This window comes from Rosistilla oblonga, assembly GCF_007751715.1.
GTDB classification, from domain to species: domain Bacteria; phylum Planctomycetota; class Planctomycetia; order Pirellulales; family Pirellulaceae; genus Rosistilla; species Rosistilla oblonga.
Genome location: NZ_CP036292.1, coordinates 4925930 through 4943655, shown reverse-complemented (window position 1 = coordinate 4943655; position 17726 = coordinate 4925930). Strand labels below are relative to the sequence as shown.

Annotated in this window: 13 protein-coding genes; 2 read left to right on the top strand and 11 right to left on the bottom strand. The window is 58.9% G+C overall.

Going from position 1 to position 17726, the window contains the following annotated elements; translation table 11 throughout:
* Nucleotides 1-33 precede the first annotated feature (33 nt).
* From CA51_RS17515 to xylB, 5 genes are all read right to left on the bottom strand, one after another.
* Entirely contained in the window at nucleotides 34-1038 is a 1005-nt protein-coding gene (locus tag CA51_RS17515) for an L-threonylcarbamoyladenylate synthase (protein ID WP_145122516.1), read from the bottom strand.
* Nucleotides 1035-4787 carry a peptidylprolyl isomerase gene (locus tag CA51_RS17510; RefSeq protein ID WP_197451262.1) on the bottom strand — a complete coding sequence of 1251 codons (3753 nt, stop codon included), beginning with the start codon at nucleotides 4785-4787 and terminating at the stop codon, nucleotides 1035-1037. Before CA51_RS17510 ends, CA51_RS17515 begins: the two co-directional genes overlap by 4 nt.
* A 280-nt stretch (nucleotides 4788-5067) precedes the next feature.
* Nucleotides 5068-5964, bottom strand: coding sequence for a DMT family transporter (locus CA51_RS17505; RefSeq protein WP_145122514.1), 897 nt, complete (start codon nucleotides 5962-5964; stop codon nucleotides 5068-5070).
* 4 nt (nucleotides 5965-5968) lie between these two features.
* The gene (gene moaC / locus CA51_RS17500) at nucleotides 5969-6463 is read right to left on the bottom strand and encodes a cyclic pyranopterin monophosphate synthase MoaC (RefSeq protein WP_145122513.1); all 495 of its coding nucleotides are present in this window, start codon (nucleotides 6461-6463) and stop codon (nucleotides 5969-5971) included.
* A gap of 64 nt (nucleotides 6464-6527) precedes the next feature.
* Nucleotides 6528-8048, bottom strand: coding sequence for a xylulokinase (gene xylB / locus CA51_RS17495; RefSeq protein ID WP_145122512.1), 1521 nt, complete (start codon nucleotides 8046-8048; stop codon nucleotides 6528-6530).
* A 201-nt stretch (nucleotides 8049-8249) separates the two neighbouring features.
* Between xylB and CA51_RS17490 the strand changes: the two genes are divergently transcribed.
* Entirely contained in the window at nucleotides 8250-9581 is a 1332-nt protein-coding gene (locus CA51_RS17490) for a type 2 periplasmic-binding domain-containing protein (RefSeq protein WP_145122511.1), read from the top strand.
* 410 nt (nucleotides 9582-9991) lie between these two features.
* Complete coding sequence (gene malQ / locus CA51_RS17485; RefSeq protein WP_145122510.1) at nucleotides 9992-11488, top strand: 4-alpha-glucanotransferase; 1497 nt, start codon at nucleotides 9992-9994, stop codon at nucleotides 11486-11488.
* A gap of 26 nt (nucleotides 11489-11514) precedes the next feature.
* Here the strand turns inward: malQ and CA51_RS17480 are convergent, their stop codons facing one another.
* The 6 genes from CA51_RS17480 to CA51_RS17455 all read right to left on the bottom strand — a co-directional run bounded on the left by CA51_RS17480 (nucleotide 11515) and on the right by CA51_RS17455 (nucleotide 17515).
* Complete coding sequence (locus CA51_RS17480) at nucleotides 11515-12834, bottom strand: glycosyltransferase (protein WP_145122509.1); 1320 nt, start codon at nucleotides 12832-12834, stop codon at nucleotides 11515-11517.
* Between the two features lie 57 nt (nucleotides 12835-12891).
* On the bottom strand, nucleotides 12892-13836 hold the full coding sequence (locus CA51_RS17475; RefSeq protein ID WP_145122508.1) for a DNA integrity scanning protein DisA nucleotide-binding domain protein: 945 nt from the start codon (nucleotides 13834-13836) through the stop codon (nucleotides 12892-12894).
* 197 nt (nucleotides 13837-14033) lie between these two features.
* Nucleotides 14034-15269: a precorrin-6y C5,15-methyltransferase (decarboxylating) subunit CbiE gene (gene cbiE, locus CA51_RS17470; RefSeq protein WP_145122507.1), complete on the bottom strand. Its 1236-nt coding sequence runs from the start codon at nucleotides 15267-15269 to the stop codon at nucleotides 14034-14036.
* Nucleotides 15270-15384: 115 nt separating this feature from the next.
* The gene (locus CA51_RS17465; protein ID WP_145122506.1) at nucleotides 15385-15717 is read right to left on the bottom strand and encodes a HesB/IscA family protein; all 333 of its coding nucleotides are present in this window, start codon (nucleotides 15715-15717) and stop codon (nucleotides 15385-15387) included.
* Between the two features lie 130 nt (nucleotides 15718-15847).
* A complete protein-coding gene (gene trmB, locus CA51_RS17460) occupies nucleotides 15848-16495 on the bottom strand; it encodes a tRNA (guanosine(46)-N7)-methyltransferase TrmB (protein ID WP_145122505.1) in 648 nt (215 codons plus the stop codon).
* Between the two features lie 126 nt (nucleotides 16496-16621).
* On the bottom strand, nucleotides 16622-17515 hold the full coding sequence (locus CA51_RS17455; protein ID WP_145122504.1) for a patatin-like phospholipase family protein: 894 nt from the start codon (nucleotides 17513-17515) through the stop codon (nucleotides 16622-16624).
* Nucleotides 17516-17726 lie beyond the last annotated feature (211 nt).

Below are 17726 nucleotides of genomic sequence, written 5' to 3'. Positions count from 1 at the left end.
CGCCGATATTCTAATGCAAACCGGTGGCGGAGGTTATTCGCGACAAGCGGCCCGTTTCAGCCGATCCATGATCGCGCGGCCAACTCCTTCAGCCGCACAGGTATCGGTCACGATCGCATCGAGCCCCATCGCGTCGAGTTCCCGCATCGCGGCAAACAAGTGTTGGCCGACGCGATTCAAATCCCCCGTGTCGCTGAGTACTCGGACGATGGCAAAGATTTTACTTTCGTCGGGCGCTAACGGCGCGAAGGCGATCCGGCCCACGCGGCCAGCGGGAACCGAGGCGGATGGATCGGCAAACAACAGCGGCGTTCGAGGCGAATAGTGCTGAAGCATCATGCCAGGCGCTTCCAGGACGACGGGACGCTGGTCGACCGGCAGTAGCGATTCGACGGGAACGTGCCATCGCGTGGCAAGCGTCTCCGCTGTGATCGCCCCCGGTCGCAGCAACCGCGGTTGTTCCCCCAACGCCACGATCGTCGATTCCAATCCAATCGTGCAAGCTCCGCCATCCAAGACCATCGAGACGCGATCGCCCAATCCGTCGACAACGTGTTGCGCCGTCGTGGGGCTGACGTATTTCGATCGGTTCGCACTGGGAGCGGCCAGCGGCAGACCGCTGCGCCGAAGCAATTGCTGCATCACGGGATGGCTGGGAATCCGAACCGCCACCGTCGATTGCCCCGCAGTGACCACATCGGGCAAGCGTTCGGATCGGGGCAGCACAATCGTCAGCGGCCCTGGCCAGAGATCGGCGATCGCTTCGAATTGATCCATCACGACCGGATCCAGCGGCCAGCGGACGACTTGTCGCATCGCCGCGACATCGGGTAGATGGACGATTAACGGATTGTTGTCTGGACGCCCTTTGGCGGCGAAGATCTTGCGAACCGCCGATTCGTCTAACGCATTGGCCGCCAATCCATAGACAGTCTCCGTCGGCACGCCGACGAGTTCGCCTGCGGCTAGGAATTCACATGCCGCTTCGATCGCTCGATCGGTTACAGCGACCGATCGCATGTTGGGGGAGACTGTCATGAGAAGTAGGCGTCGACCTGTTGAGCTTCCAGTTCGTCGTCTTCGTCGTCGTGCCCCGAGTGATCAATTGCAAACGTCGGTGGAATCGCAAAGGCAGCCGCATCGGTCGGTTGGCTGAATTGCTCGCCCGCCAGCGAGATGATCGAAAGCCGGTTGATGACTCGCAATGCGTCGATCGGCGTCAGTCGCCCGTCGCGATTGGTGTCGTAGAATCGGCCTGGGAAGGCTGTCAACGCTGCTAGTTCCGGCAAGATGTTGGTCTCTTCGTCGATGTATCGCCGCAGCGTCAACTCATTCAAAATATTTAACGCGTCGATCGGTTCGACAGTTCCCGATCCGTTGACGTCCAGCGGATCCGATGGGTTGGTCCAGAAGTGACCGCCCATTAAACCGATCGTGGCATCGCCGGAGATCAAATTGCGGAGCAGCCCGGCAGGAAGCGTTTCGGTCGATTCGATCTCCCATTGGCCCAGCAGACGCAGTGCATCGAGGTCGGGAATCGTGATATCCAATCGGTCGTCGCTGGGACCAAGTTTCGTAAAGCCGTCGAGATCGAGCGTCAATTGGCTGGCATCCTCGATCGATATCGCTTCGATACCCGAAAACAGGTGCTCGCTGCCGGAGAGGTCGAGCGCGCGGTCGAGTCCTGCGGTGGTCAGCGTATCGATGCCGCCGCCAGCTGAGATCGCCAGCGCCGCATCACCGGGGAGCGTCGACGAGAGATCGCCGATCGTCCATTGGCTGTCCCCGTCGCCGTGAACCAATGCCAGCGACGATGCTCCCGTAGCTCGGAACAGCGTAACGCCATCCTGTTCGACTAACAATTCGCCGTCGGGTGTCGCGGTGACAGCGATTGTTTGACCGTCCAGATGAACGACAAACGGACTGGCTGTCGCGCCATCGACAACGGAAATGCCGCTCAATCGGTCGCCATCGGAAAGCGAAAGGTTTCCATCGGCGGAGATTCCGTAAACAACATCGATATCGCCACCGAGCGTCCCCGCAGGGATCGTGAATGGCACCATCGCCGTTCGATTGGCGATAGAGAAATCGCTGACGATCAGTTCGCCCGGATCGTTGAAGCTGCCGTTGCGGTTGAAGTCGGCCCAGATATCGACAAGTCCCGTCGTGTCGGTGGTGATCGTTAGGTTCGATACATTGTCTCGCGCCGGATCGGCGACGATGCTGCTGGAGAAGTCGACCTGCATCGGTTGCGGCTGCTTGGCGACCACGATCTCCACACGCCCGAAATCGATAGCTTCGACAGGGACTGGGATGGGGGAATCGACCATCAACAGCTCGTGACCGATTCCCTCGGGGGCACTTCCGACGGCAGTGAACAAACCGGGCGTGACAGCTTGCATCCGGATCGTCGCCACCAAAGCGTTGCGAATATCGAAGACGTCCGCCACACCGCCGAGTTCGTCGACCAAGTTGCCACTGATCGATCCGTCGGTCGAATAGTTAAACGTCGGCCCAAACGCGATCGCATCGCCACCGACCGGGACCGCGTGCGACGAATCGAAAATCAGATCGAGATAAGCGGAGAAAACGTGCCGTGAGGTGAACACTCGATTGTCGGCAACGTGAACGGTTATCAGGAATTCATCCCCCACAACGACTTGGTCGATCGGAGTTCCTGCGATGTCGGTGACACCCAGATGGAAGATCGCTTGCGGTGTGCCTGCGACATCGATCGACAGCGTTTCATCAAACGTGTTCCCGGCCAAGTCGGTGTAACGGATGTCGACCGCTTGGGTTCCGACATCGGTGGAGCCAGGTGTCCATTGAAGCCGGCCGGTTGTGGGATCGAGCGTCGTGCCTGCCGGCGCGGCGATCAGACTGTACGCCAAACCGTTTCCTTCTTCGGCGTGATCGATGTCCAGCACAAACGGCCGCGTGGCCAGAGCACCCGCGCTGAGCACCTGGTTCGATTGCGAAGGAACGCTGCGATCCAAAGTGATCACCAGCGGAGATTCGAGTGTCGTGACAACGGTATCAAACGTCTGACGCACTTGCAGCGAAACCTCGCCGTCGGCTTGTCCCGACAGATCGACATCTGCAAATGAAACGCTTGCTCCCTCGGCAACGGTGCTGCCGATCACGTCCTCGCCGATCATCAGTTCGACCGTTGCGCCCGGTTCGGTTCCCGTGACGGTGAATGATGCCGATGTGGCGGCTGTCACGTCGTCGGTGCTGCTGGCACCGGTGTCGCTGGCCGCGTCCAACTCAAGCCCCTGTAAGTAAGGCGGCAACACGGTCACAAGGATTCGCTGCAGGTCGAAGGCTGTCGAATCGGCATACAGCGCTGGGCTGCTGGCTGCTTTGACGCCCACTTGAACTTCAAACGTACCGACAAAATCTGCGGGTGGCGTCACCGTGACCTCGCCCGACGATTGGTTCACCGTCATCGCGTATTCAACAATGCCGATGTTAAACGCGTTGTAAGCGACCGCATCCCCTTCGATATCGCTGCTGGTCAATTGAATCGACACCGGTTGCCCGGAGGTTGTCGCGACGCCATTCAATTCGCCCAAAAACGGTTTCGCATTTGAGTTCAATTGGTTGTCGGCAGTAACCGTTGTCGAGATCACTTGCGTCGTTTGATTGCCGTCGCTGTCGGTGACCGTGATCGTGACATCTACAGGCCCGGTGCCGCTGCCGGTCGGCTTGAGCATGATCACCGAGTTTTCGTCGTCCGTGAAGATCGACGCCGTTTCGATTGTGATCTGTCCAAAAGCGTTGGCGAACTCAGTGGTCAGGCGGCCGTTGCCGTCGGTCGGCACCTCACTGATCGCTTCGCGAACCGCTTCTCCTTCGACCAACTGACCGAAGACGGAGTGGTTGAAATCGAGGTGTCGCGAGTCCCGTTCGGTGATAAAGAACTGCGAGTCGTTGGTGTCATCGCTCGACTTGGCGTAGGACAGCACGCCCGTCGCGTTGTGCTGTAGTTCCTCGTGGAATTGATCGTCGAAAGCGCCTAGGTGCGAACCGCCTATCCCCGTCGCTGTGGGATCACCAGCCTGCAAGACAAAATCGTCCAAGATCCGATGGAACGTGAGCCCGTCGTAAAATCCGGCTTCGGTCAACTCGATGATCCGCGACGTCGGCCGCTCGGCCCGCTGCTGGTACAACTCGAAGACCATCTCGCCGTAGTCGGCGATCTGCAGCCGCAAGCTGCGGTTGCCGCTGATCACCGACGCCTCCAACAGGCTCGGATCCGAACTGGTCACCGTCACGGTAAGCGGTTGCCCATCGGGATCGTAAGCGTCGATCGGGATATGTAGCGGTGATCCCACGCCGACAATTTGATTCCCAACGGGAACAAAGCTGGGAGTTTCTCCCTGCGGAATTGCGATTCCACTGTGTTGAGAGATGTCGGCCAGCGACAGCATGCCTTCGACTTCGGTGCCGTCTTGGAATCGCCAAGTCGGGAAAATGGAGATCTCTTCGTCGGTGCCGGTCGCGTTGAGGCTGTGATCGGGGGTGGTCACTTCGATGAACGGCAGATAGTTCTGCCCGTCTTCGAACAGATTCCTCTGCTCGGTGCAGAGATCGCACCATGCCGCTCCGAAGAACTCGACTCCGTCGTCGGAGAGTGCTTTGGCAAACGCGACAAGATCGGGAGCCGCTTCTCCTTCGGCGTATGTTTCGGAATGCAGCGGCTGGCTGACGAGTTGGTTGTCGTGCAGTGGCGTTTCCAATTCAAGGGGCGCCAGATCGACGGCCAGCAGTTGCCGTTGCGTCAAGCTTTCGATCAGCAAACGCCGGTTTCGCCGCCGCCCGGATGCACTTGTTCGATTGGATCGGGTCTTCATAAACAAGCTACGCCGCCACGAAAGGATGTTATTTGAATGGGAGGTGAGGTGGGAAATCGTTCGCGCAACCCCCCTTCGTCGAGGATGCGGAGGTTGGTCTATTCTAGGCAAGGCGGGGGAGATCGTAAAACGGCTAACAAAGAATTCGTTGTGAAACTTGTTGGACATTCGGGGCGTTTTGCTCGGAAAAGCTTCGCTCGAGCCAGCCGGTTCACCAACTGAGTAGGAAGACGCCCGCCAGCAGACCGCCGATGCAAACCGCTTTGGCGCGCCAATTCACCTCGCCAAACATCAAGATTCCGGCGGCAAAGGCGATCAAGATCGAGGATCGGCGGAGCGGTGAGATCACCGAAATCAGAGCGTCCGGCTGGGCGATCGCGGTGAAATACAAGAAGTCGGCGATCAGCAAACCGATCGCGATTGCGGGGATCTGCCACCGCCAATGGAACGGCGACTTCGTTCGCTCCCGAAACCACCAATACAGGCACAGCGGCGTCATCACGGCGACCAAGTAGATCGAAAACCAAGCCTGCACCGTCGACGGATCGAATCCGACGCGCTGTAGCAGATATTTGTCGTACAACGCGCTCAACGCACCCAACAGCGTCGCCACGATCATGCATCCGACCCAGCGATTGCGATCGAAGCGGATCCCTTCGCGAAGGCCTACGAACGAGAAGGCGTAGAAGGCGGCCAGCACGATCGCCACGCCAACCCACTGCTGCACGCTGGGCCTTTCGCCCATCCACAGCGTCGCAATCGCAATCGTCCACAACGGGCTGGTCGCCCGGATCGGCGACGCGATCGACAACGGGAGGTGCTTCAGCGCAAAGAAGGCAAAGATCCAAGAGGTGCCGGCCAGCACCGATTTGCAAAACAGATACAGGTGCTCGTGCAGGCCAAGCGTCGTCACGCGAAACGCTTCGTTAGGGATCGCGTCGGGAGCAACTTGCGACAGCACGATCCAAGGGAGCCACAGAATCGCGGCGGTCGATGTGCTGAGCAGCAGCACTGGCGGAACGGCATTGCCGCGCACCGCCGATTTTTTTGCGATCTCGTAGAGTCCCAAGAAGAGGGCCGACAGGATGCTTAACCAGATCCAAGACATCGACTTATCGGCTGTCTTCGCGCGTGTCGCGATCGAAGTCGCCGCTTTTTCCGCCCGACTTATGAAGCAACTTTAAGCCGTCGATCTCGATCCCACGGTCGATCGATTTGCACATGTCGTAGACGGTCAGCGCCGCCACGCTACAGGCGGTCATCGCTTCCATCTCGACGCCGGTTCGAGCTGTCGTTTTGACCGTCGATCGGCAGACGAGCGTCGCCGAATCTTCAAACTGAAAATCGACAGCGACAGCTTCGATCGGAATCGCATGGCAAAGAGGGATCAGCGTCGACGTCACCTTGCTGCCGCTAATCGCCGCCAACCGGGCGACGGCCAACACGTCTCCCTTTTTCAAACTTCGCTCGCGAACTTGTTGCAGCGTTTCGGGCTGCATCCGCACGCTGACCTCCGCGACCGCGGTCCGAACCGTGATCGCTTTGTCGGTGATGTCGACCATCCTCGCGTTGCCCGCGTCGTCAAAGTGGCTGCTGGATGGGGGCATTGGCGGATCGTATCCGTTGGCGATTGGGGCGTTTGACGATCGCCGTCGATCGTCGACGTTCAATCTACTGCAACGATGCGATCTTCTGAAAGGAGTCTTTTAATGCGACGTAGAGATCCTGGTAGATCGGGAACAGAGCGTCCATCGTCGCCGCTGCTTTGCGATCGACCTTGGTCTGCTCCTTCACCTGGATCGTCGCTTTGCAAGCTTCGCCGATCGAATCGTAAGCCCCATCGCCGACTGCGGCCAACAGCGCGACGCCGTAGGCCGGCCCTTGTTCCGCGTTGAGCGTGACGACGTTCTGGCCGAAGATGTCCGCCTGCATCTGTTTCCACAGCGGATTCTTCGACCCGCCGCCGCTGACTCGGATTTGATCGACCGGAACGTTCAGCGAGCGGATGATTTCGAGACTGTCTCGCATCGCAAAGACGACCCCTTCCATGACCGCGCGCGTCATGTGAGCTCGCGTGTGGGTGAGGTTCAGTCCGACGAAGGCGCCCCGCGCCGAGGGATCGGCGTGCGGCGTTCGCTCGCCGTTCAGGTAAGGCAAGAAACTCAAGCCGCCGCTTCCCGCAGCGATCTCGGCCGCTTCGGCTGTTGCCGCTTCGTAGCGTTTCCCTTTCGGAATTCCCGCCAGTCCTTGGACGACGTTGTCGATCCACCATTGCAGCGATCCGCCGCTGGTCAGATTCACGCCCATCATGTGCCATTGGCCATGGACGGCGTGGCAGAAGGTGTGCAGTCGTCCATCGGCATCGTATTCGGGTTGGTCGCTGTGAACGAACATCACGCCCGAGGTTCCGATCGACGTGCTCAAGACGCCGCGCTCGACGACCCCGTTGCCGATCGCTCCGGCGGCGCAGTCCCCCGCTCCGGCGACAACTTTGCAATCGGTGCTCAGCCCCAATTCCTCGGCGACCGCCGCGGTCAGTTGACCGGTGACCTGTTCGGATTCAAAAACCGGTGGCAACAGATCGGGATCGAGTTCCAGTTTGGAGAGCAGCTTCTTGCTCCATTGGCGTTTCACAACGTCCAACAACAATGTGCCGCTCGAATCGCTCATGTCGCCGGCGAATTCGCCTGTCAGTCGTCGGCGGATCTCGTCCTTGGGCAACAGGACTTTGCGGACCTTGTCGAATTTCCGCGGTTCGTTATTTCGCAGCCACAAAATCTTCGGAGCGGTGAAGCCGGTCAACGCGGGATTGGCGACCATCTTAATGAGCGCCTTGCGGCCGCCGGCACGTTGAGTGATCTCATCGCATTCGGCGACGGTCCGTTGATCGTTCCACAGCAGCGCCGGCCGGACGACTTTGTTTTTTGCGTCCAAGAAGACCGATCCGTGCATCTGGCCGCTCAGCCCGATCGCTCGCACGTCGGCCGGTTTCGCCTTCGCTTTGCGAACGACTTTGCGAACCGTCGCCACCGTCGCCTGCCACCAATCCTCGGGATCCTGTTCGGTCCAGCCCGGCTTGGGCTGATGCATCGGGTATTCGGCGACCGCTTCAGCCAGCACCTTCCCCGCCGCATCGATTAACAAAGACTTTGTCCCGCTGGTGCCGACATCGATCCCGAGATAATAAGCCATCACATTGTCCCGCTGTGGGTGAGGAAAGGTTGTCTGGGGTTCCCGTAATGCCCGATCGACGGCAGTGAACCGAGCGATACTATAATGCGTAGCTTTGTTACGTTGTACCTGCCACGACAGGTTGCCGTTTTCCCGTGCGACAGGCCCGCTGGGGTCGCGTCGCGTTTTGCGTTTCGTTTACGAACCCCAAGACCAGTCCTCATGCGATTCCTTTGCTCCGTTTTATGCCTGCTGCCGACCCTGTTGTTGTGGGGATGTGATTCCAAGCCTGCGGAGGTTGAATCCGACAGCCAGCCTAAGGCGGCGTCGACAGTCCCGTTGCGGGTGGCGATCTACGAATCCGAAGAGTTTGCCCGCCGGATCGAGACCGGATGGCAGGGCGTTTCCGAGCAACCGCTGCAGGCGACCGTTGTCGGCGAACAGGAACTCGCCGACGTGGCAGCCAACAACGACTTGATCGTGATGCCGGCGCGGATGTTGGGGACGGCGGTCAAAGCCGGCTTGATCACTTCGTTGCCAGAGAAATATCTCACCGACGAATCGCTGCAGTACCAGCACTTCCTGCCTCAGTTGCGAGAAACGCAAACGCGTTGGGGCGATTCGATCTACGGATTGTCGCTCGGATCTCCCGTCGCCATGACGTTGGTGCGCGATGACGTGGCGGAGGTGGAATCGGACCAGACGCTGACCTATGAACAATACGGTGCGCTCGTTGAGACGCTTGGTGGCGACAAGCCGCAAGCGGCCGAAGCGTTGGCCGACGGCGCGGCGGCAACCGCCTTTCTGCGACGCGCCGCCGCGGCAGCGGTGACGCCATGGTTGTTCGAAGGGGACAGCTTTGAACCGGTGATCGATCAGCCACCGTATGTCCGCGCGTTACAACAGTTGGTCGACGCGCGAAAGCACTATCCCGAGAAGCTGTTGACGGCAGAAGAGGTTTGGCAGCAGATCGTCGCTGGCGATTTGAAGCTAGCGATCGGTTGGCCGATCGCATCGGTAGAAGCTGGCGACGACGCGTCGGTGCGGATTTTCGATGCCCCGGTCGCGGCGGAGGTCTACTTGGGAAAATGGCATCCCAACGACGGGTCGATTCCGCCGCGGTCGCTGTTGTCGGGATCGGGATTGGTCGTCGCCATCTCTTCGGCTTGCCGGCAATCATCGGCCGCGCGGAACCTGGCGACCTGGATGACAACCGAAGGGCATTCGGTGCTGCGACGTGTCAGTCCACACGTTTCGGTCGCTCGGGATGAACTGGGCTCGATCGAAAACAGCGGGATGCAATCGGCAGCCACCGGTCAATACGATCGGCTTGCGCAAACAAGCCTCTCGAGCACCTTGGCGCATCCGCCGCTGCGGATTCCCCACGCCGATGAATATCTGGCGGCGCTGAACGCTGCGGTATTAAAGGCTCTCGATGGATCGATGACCGCAGAGGAAGCGCTCGCCCAGACCAAGGCGGATTGGCAGAAGATCAGCGAATCGGCGGACGTTGAAAATCAAAAGAACGCTTGGAACGAAGCCCGCGGACTCTAAGTACCCAAGCGATGCGAGGTGTCGGTTTTGTGATCCGCTGTGTCACGCCGGCTGTCTGATTTTCATCGCGTTACGGTTTGCTTCCAATCTCGCCCCGGGAACGCTCTTCTGTGGCCGCCCTCCGCTGAAATCCACTGCAACGGGGAGCCGAAGTCGCCGCTTTGGGGCCCGCAAACCCGACCCAAAGCCCCTATGTTCATGGGCGTGGAAATTGCCATTGGCTTTTTTCAGTGATAGCGGATCGCCCATAGTGGAAGAGCAAGATTCTCGGTAGGATTAATCGCTACATTGCTGATTGTCGGCAAACTTGAACGCTGTAAACCACCAGCTTTTGAGTTCGCCGGGCGGCGACAACTGCAAGTCGCAATGGATTGATATTTGCCAATAATACGCATGCCCCCTAAGTTCTCATGCAACTACCTCGCTCTTCCGGAATCCTGCTGCACATCACCAGCCTGGACAATGAATTTGGCATCGGCGATCTCGGCGAGGGGGCGTATCGCTTCATCGATTTCCTGCAGCGATCGGGGCAGACGTTGTGGCAGTTGCTGCCGTTGGGCCCGTCGGCTGCCGAGAACTCTCCCTACAGCTGCTATTCCGCTTTCGCCGCCAATCCGCTGTTGATCAGCCCAACCGATCTGCAGCGTCGCGGTTTGTTGACAGCCGAAGAGGTGCAATCGCTGCATGCTGCGAAAGGTCCGATCGATTACGGGGCGGTGAACAATCGACGGATGGAATTGCTGAAGACTTCGTTCGAGCGTTTCCAGTCGCCGGTCGGCGATTCGCTTCGCGATGGCTTCGCTTCGTTCTGCGCGATGAACCAAGCTTGGTTGGTCGATTTTGCTCGCTACAAAGCGCTGACCGATCATTTTGGGATCGGCGATTGGAGCCAATGGCCCGATCGAGATCTGGTGCTGCGGCGCGAGGGTGCGTTGGAGCACTGGGATCGCGAACTGGCCCAGCCAATCGAATTTGCAAAGTATCTGCAGTTCTTGTTCATGCTGCAGTGGCAGGCTTTGAAGAGCTACGCCGGCGAACATGGTGTCCGCATTTTTGGCGACATGCCGATTTTTGTCGCCTACGATAGCGCCGATGTCTGGGCGCACCAGGATCTATTCCACTTGGACGAAGCGGGCAAGCGTTACGTCGTCGCTGGTGTTCCGCCCGATTATTTCTCGGCTACGGGACAGTTGTGGGGCAATCCGCTGTACCGATGGGACGCGATGAAAGATCACGGCTACGAATGGTGGATCGATCGCTTGCAGTCGGCGTTCTGTTATTTCGATTTGTTACGGATCGATCACTTCCGCGCCTTCGAGGCCTATTGGGAAGTTCCCGCCGATGCCGAGACTGCGGTCGATGGTGTCTGGATGCCTGGACCAATGGATGGCCCGTTCCGCGCCGCCCGCGCCGCGCTAGGGCCGCTTGCGATTATCGCGGAGGACCTGGGCATGATCACCGACGAAGTCCATCAGCTGCGCGACCAGCTGGAGTTTCCGGGGATGCGAGTGTTCCAGTTTGGCTTCGACAGCTACGACGATCCCTATCATCGTCCGGTCGCTTATCCCGAGCAGAGCGTTGCTTATACCGGGACCCACGACAACGATACCGTCATGGGGTGGTATCACCAGCGTCGGCAGGAGCGGCACGAGGATCCGCTGTTAGACGAAGTGGTTCACCGCGATGATCCCAATCCGCACCATGCGTTGATCCGGGCTGTTTTGGCATCGCGCTCCGACACTGCAATCCTGCCGATGCAGGATGTCTTGGGGCTTGGTAGCGATGCCCGCATGAACGTCCCCGGTCAAGCGGCGGGCAATTGGACTTGGCGTTGTCCGCCCGATGGTTTGGACCAACACGTCAGCGATTGGTTGCGGCAGGTGACCGAAGAGACAGGCCGAATCTAAGTCGTTTCGGTGCGCGTCCAGGCCTGTTAATTGTCACCGGTGGGATGTGGCAACACGCCCTTGGCGATGGCTAGTCTTTCGATCGCGTCGACGCTTTGTCCGACGGTGTCGTTGGTTTTCATGCGGTCGCGAAGTTCGCGGCATCGGGTGCGGATCGTATCATCGGCCAACAGGTCGGCCAGTTGCTGTGTTAGTCGCCGCTGCGATAACTTGCGATGCAGCAACGATTTGCCGCATCCCAAACGCTCGACGCGGCGAGCGTTATCGAACTGATCAAACGCCATCGGGACAACCAACTGCGGCGTCCCAGCGGCCAGCGATTGGGAGGTTGTTCCGATCCCGCCGTGGTGAACTATCGCGCGGCAGTGCGGCAGCAACGCGCGAAACGGCAGGTAGGACTTATGGACGACGTTAGGTGGTAACCGTTTAGGGAGTTGTTGGGGGAACTCGGTCTGTAGGATCGCCGGAATCTCCAACGCCTGGCACACATCGGTCGCGATCTGGAAATAGTCGGCTGCCTGGCGGTTTGCCGTTCCGGGAGCAAAGACAACCGGTGGCTGGCCGTGCTGATCGCGAATCGCTTGCACCGCCGCGATGTTCTCCGCCGCCATCTCTCCGGCGGCATCTTCCAATGGAAATCCCGTGCATTGCAGCTGCGGTGGCCGTTGGTCGGGACGCGGTGCAAACCAGTCGGGAAATAATCCCAAGACGAGGTCGGGCGATAGGTACCACGACTTCAACACGCGATCGATCGGCGGCAGACCCTGATGTTTGCGAAAGCGATTGACCGGTCGCCCCAACCACTTGCGAATGAATAACCAGTCGGCGGCATGGTAGGAGGCTTCGACAAGCCATGCCGGCCGGCTGATCTCAAACGGCCAGCCTGTCAGTTTTGCCGGGTCGCGCGGCGTGCGAATCGCCATCGGTGCCAGGACGGTTCCGATCAGCGGGAGGTCCGGATGCAGATCGCGATAGATGCGTGACGCGAAGTCCAACGGATGAGTCACTAGGATCGTGTTGCCCGGTTCGACACGGTCCCGCAATAACTCAAATGTTGGTTCCAGCAGCATCGTCGCCGTCTCGCCCAGGACAACGCGCAGCCCTTGAATCGGTTGCCACAATCCCGGCTTGGTGATAAACGCATCGAACTCCTCTTGCGAGACAAGCGATTGCGAATCGAAGCCGGCAGCTTCGGCGAGCGCTTGATAGGGCGCACTCGTCAGGAACAGGATCCGCCAGCCGCGGCGGTGGAGTTCGCGGGCGAGAGCCAGCATCGGGTTGACGTCGCCACGGCTGCCAAACGCCGAAACGATCGCCAGCGGTTGGTTTGAGTTGGCGGTGGGCATGCTTCTCTTGGGCTGAGCGGCTGGCCGGACAGAGTGCTGCAGGAACGCAGCCGAGGGCTAAGCTTCCGGGGTCGGGGCGGGCGGTTCGTAATTGAACTCCTGCCACTTGACCGCTTTGTCCATCGGTTCGATCCGCATCACCAGTTCGCCGTTTTGGTACAAGCGAACGGTTCCGGTCGACTGGCTGACCACGACGGCGACGGCTTTGGTTTTGGCGGAGATGGCCGCCGCAGCCCAGTGCCTGGCGCCGAGTCCTTTGGACATCGTCAGGTCTTGGTGAGCGACTTCCAACATCTGTCGCGAGCGTTCGATGTTGCCGTCGGAATTGACGACAAAAGCGCCGTCCATCTGCGCGATCTCTTTGACATCCTCTTGGACGCGGCGATCGTACAGATTGCGGGCTTTGCGATTGGCACCGCGAAACGGATCCAGTCCGCCGTCGTTGCAGTGTTCCATCACGCGGCGGGAGTGTCCGACGACAAACAGCGTTCCGACAGCTTTGCCTTCGCGTCCCTCGCGGCCGATTTGAACCGCCAGGTCGACAACCGCCTTGATCGTCTTCAGTGGCACGCTGCTTTCGAGCCGTTGCAGATCGCGAACGGTCAGCCGTCGCATCCGTTCATCCAGCTGCAGGTGGCTGATCGAATCCATCCGTCCCTGTTGGAAACCGCTGTAGATCGCGATCACATCGCCGTTGGTGCGGATCAGTTCGTCGGTCGCCGCTTCCAGCAAAGCGTGCTGCAGGCGTTCCAGCAACGGCGCCTTTTCTTTGTTCAGGACCAACGGGATGAGCCCAAATTCGCTCGCCCCTTCCAGGTCTTCCGCGGTGTCGGCGGCAACCAGAATTGGTGTTTTGGTTTCTTTGGTCTCCGACCGCAACCGTTTCCAGTCGGTCGATCCATCCAGCAGAATTAAGATCGCATCGGCCGACAAAACTTCGGCCATGTTAACGGCTACGCCAAGCACGGCGCCGGAGTGTTTCGTGAACCGTTGGCTTGCCATACTTTGGCGTTCCGAGAGATGCGAGCGTCAGGGAAGGAGAATTGCTGACAGGTTGCAATAACAACACGTCAAACTTTAACGCGCATATTGGCATCGGGCAAGTTACGATTGCATCGAGAACCTACAACAAGCCAACAAAGTTGTCGCTTGTTGTCGATGCCGCCGACCTTGACCGTCGCAATCTCTTCTCTGGTTCGCTACGGCTTGGTGCCGCAGATCAGAAACGATGGGTTCACCGCTTCGAATCGTAGGCGATCCAATTGGTAGTTGCCGCGGGCGATGTTCGCCATCCGAACGCTCGGTTCGATGTTGCGACGTTGGAATGCCGCCTGGACGCCGACCAAGTTGTCGGGGCTGGCGACGTTCACGACAAACCGCCCGCCTGGACGCAGTCGATCGAAGATCGTGTCGACCAGTTCGCCTACCGCGCGGCCGGTGCCGCCGACAAAGATCACGTCGGGATCCGGGAGTGCTGCGAGCGCTTCGGGCGCTTGACCATGGACTGGGATCAGCGTGCTGCACCCGTATCGCTCGGCATTGTCGGTCATCAGGCCAAAGTCTTCGGCGTCCATTTCGATCGCGTAGACCTGTCCGCCGGTGACAATCTGACTCGCTTCGATCGCCAGCGAACCGCTTCCCGCACCGACATCCCAGACGATGCTGGTGGGGCCAAGGTCCATCAGCGCCAACGCGATGCAACGAACCTCCATCGGTGTCAGCAGGCCGCGTTTGGGTTTCGATTGCAGGAACTGGTCGTCCGGATTTCCGAACAACCGCTTGCCTTCCATCTGCTGCGGCCGATCGGCCACGCCTTGCCGACGTACCAAGACCATCACGTTCAGCGGTCCAAAGGTCTGCCCTTGCAGCGAATTCAAATCGCCTTGGGTGACGCGTTCGTCGGGCGATCCGAGGTTCTCGCAGACGTAGACGTTAAAGTAGTCGATGCGGCGATCCAAAAGAGCGGCGGCCAGTGCCGCGGGAGTGATCTCTTCGGTCGTGAACAGGCCGACGCGGTCGGCCGTGCGAATCCGCTCGACCACTCGGTCCAACGGCTGGGTCGCGAGGTTGGTCAGATAGGCATCGTCCCAGCTCTCTTTGACTCGCGCGAACGCCAGTTGCATGCTGCTGACGTGCGGGACGACTTCGAATAGGTCCTTGCCCAGCGAATCGCAAAGGAAGCGAGCGGTTCCGTAGAAAAGCGGATCGCCGCCGGCCAACAGGACAACGTTTCGCGACGACATCTCGTTGAGCATTTCGCCGAGCCGCTGCAGGTCGCTGCCCGATTCGATTCGCTCGCTAGGGCCGATCGCAACCTTTGGAAGCAGGTTGGCGGGACCTACTAAAACGTCCGCCGCTTCGATCAAGGCACGGGCATGGTTGGTTAGACCTTCGACGCCGTCGTCACCAACACCAACAATCTGGATCTTGTTCATTGTCCACCTACGAAAAAACCGCGTCACACATCAAACGATGCAGGACGCGGATCATAAACATTCAGATCGCATCTGGACAGCCACCCGCACCGATCGAGCAGCCGTCGGAACGAACCTAGGCTTGGAAGGAGCTACCGCAACCGCAGGACTTGGTCGCGTTGGGGTTCTCAAAAGTAAAACCTTGCTTTTCCAGGCTCTCGAACCAATCGACAGTGGTTCCGTCCAGGTACAAAGCGCTCTTTTTGTCGACAACCACGGCAACGCCGTGCGATTCGTACTTCGAATCGGCTTTGTCGTCAAAATTGTCGTCAAAGTTCAGGGTATAGTTAAATCCGCTGCATCCACCCCCGGCAACGCCGATTCGCAGAAACATTGCGTCTTCAAAGTTATGCTCTGTACGAAAGCGTTTTACTTCCTCCGCAGCTCGTTCGGATAATTGAATAGGCATCAAGAACCTCTAGTTGGAAAGGGAAGTGGTTAATTTGTCAGGCGATTGCATTGTATTCCCCTGGCAAGCAATGCGGCAAGTCGAAACGGACTGAATTTTGCAGTGTTTACCCGTCATCGGGCCGATCGGGCTACGCTGGTTTGTCAAAATGAACCCGATAGACCGGTATTTCATTCTTTCGGCTGCGACGTTCAAAGTGGGTGCGGTAATCGAGGTCGTGCTCCGCTTCAGAGACGACATCTGGCAGCGGCGGGCCAAGTTCGGGCACCACCATCGCCATCAATTCGAGCGTCGATTCGAAGTAGTCGAGCACATCGGTCCAGAAGTAGAACCGTCCTCCCGGGGCCAAAGTACGACTGGCACTACGCAGGAAAGGTTCGTTCAATACTCGGCGTTTCTTGTGCTTCTTCTTCCACCATGGATCGGGGAAATAGACGTGGACCGCAGCCAAGGAAGCATCGGGGATCTGTTTTTCGAAGATCGGCAACGCGTCTCCCGAAGCCATGATGGCGTTGGTGCGACCGGCATTCTTCAGTTTAGTCGCCGCGTGTTTGGCGTACTTGTGGGCGATCTCAATCCCTAAGAAATTTTGATCGGGTTGCTCTCCCGAGGCGTTTAAGAGGAACAGCCCTTTGCCCGAACCGACTTCGATCTGCAGCCCCGCGTCGTTTTGGAACAGCGTCTGGCTGGTTACCTGTTGCGGCAATGCATCGACCATCCGAAAGTGCTGCGACAGATCGATTGAAGTACTGGGCGTGCGAAGCTGTTGACGGGGCACCGGCGGAATTCCTGAAAGCAATGCGATGGAAGCGGTCTTTGGGTTTTCCGACCATTGTTCGCCGATTTGCCCTATCCAGCAAGGCGGCTCAATTTCTGCCGCCGAACCGTAGCCGAACCCGAGGCACTAGGCTGCGTTTTGCCACATCTTCTGGATCATCGACTGAGCCGCTTTGCGACCCTCGCCGATCAACAGTTCCGAATCGGTGAAATCGAACCACGGAACCCGCGCGACGTCGGGGCGGATCATCAGGTCGGCCGATTCGTGCGCCGTTTGACGCATCAGGCCCTGCGCGATTTCGTTCATCCGAATGAAAGTCTCAAAGGCATTCTTGACCTTCGGTTTATGTTTGATCCCCGCGCAGACATCGATCGCGATCGTGAGATCGCTGGCGTACCGTTGCGCCATCCGCGAGGGAACCGGATCGAGCACGCCGATGTCGCACAACAGCATGTCGTCCCAAGGGACGGCGGGGAAAATTCCAGGGATCGCAGTCGATGCGATTACCGCTTCGCGAAGCGGGCCGCGGTCGAGGACGACTGGACTGCCCGTTCGCAGGTCGACAGTCACGATGTTCAGCGGTTGATCCAAGTCTTCGATATTCGCGTCGGGCAACAGCCCTTCAACGACGTGCTGCATCACGTCGCGAGCCAGCAGCGAGGGGCGGCTGAGGATGTGGATTAGTTTCCGACGGGTGCCGACGAACTGCTTAACCGTCTCGTACCAAGAGAAGATTCCCGAACTAGAACTCGCTTCGGATTTAGGAGCGACAGCAAACAGCTTGGCCTGCATCTTCAGAAAGCCTTCGCTGTGAAGGTAGTCGTTTACTTTCGCATGCAGTTTTTCGCTGTCGGGTTCAATCGCACAGAGCGCGCCGACCAGCGAACCGATGCTGACACCGACGTAGCGTTCGATCCGCAGGTCCAGCGACCGTAGGACTTCGATCGCTCCGATATGAGCCAGACCTCGAGCACCGCCACCGCCAAGTGCCAACACCGCCGTTCGATTTCTTAACTGCATGGTCTTTCCTTGTCTTGGGTTATTCGCTCTGTACGGGTAACTCCCATTATGTTTTTCGGTAGGTAGGGATCTCCGCCTTCCGAATTTTCACTAACCAACCGGTCGTGACGGTGACGGTTTGATAGCAAACAGGTCGCGGCGGGCCGCAGATCGAGAGCGCCGAATCGCTTTCGTCGAGTGCCCAGGAACTCGCCGCGAAGAGGTTTTTTCC

Coding starts and splice junctions, on each gene's coding strand:
- moaC (WP_145122513.1), bottom strand. CDS start 6,463: ATGCCCCCATCCAGCAGCCACTTTGACGACGCGGGCAACGCGAGGATG.
- malQ (WP_145122510.1), top strand. CDS start 9,992: ATGCAACTACCTCGCTCTTCCGGAATCCTGCTGCACATCACCAGCCTG.
- CA51_RS17505 (WP_145122514.1), bottom strand. CDS start 5,964: ATGTCTTGGATCTGGTTAAGCATCCTGTCGGCCCTCTTCTTGGGACTC.
- CA51_RS17490 (WP_145122511.1), top strand. CDS start 8,250: ATGCGATTCCTTTGCTCCGTTTTATGCCTGCTGCCGACCCTGTTGTTG.
- cbiE (WP_145122507.1), bottom strand. CDS start 15,269: ATGAACAAGATCCAGATTGTTGGTGTTGGTGACGACGGCGTCGAAGGT.
- xylB (WP_145122512.1), bottom strand. CDS start 8,048: ATGGCTTATTATCTCGGGATCGATGTCGGCACCAGCGGGACAAAGTCT.
- CA51_RS17475 (WP_145122508.1), bottom strand. CDS start 13,836: ATGGCAAGCCAACGGTTCACGAAACACTCCGGCGCCGTGCTTGGCGTA.
- CA51_RS17480 (WP_145122509.1), bottom strand. CDS start 12,834: ATGCCCACCGCCAACTCAAACCAACCGCTGGCGATCGTTTCGGCGTTT.
- CA51_RS17515 (WP_145122516.1), bottom strand. CDS start 1,038: ATGACAGTCTCCCCCAACATGCGATCGGTCGCTGTAACCGATCGAGCG.
- CA51_RS17465 (WP_145122506.1), bottom strand. CDS start 15,717: ATGCCTATTCAATTATCCGAACGAGCTGCGGAGGAAGTAAAACGCTTT.
- CA51_RS17455 (WP_145122504.1), bottom strand. CDS start 17,515: ATGCAGTTAAGAAATCGAACGGCGGTGTTGGCACTTGGCGGTGGCGGT.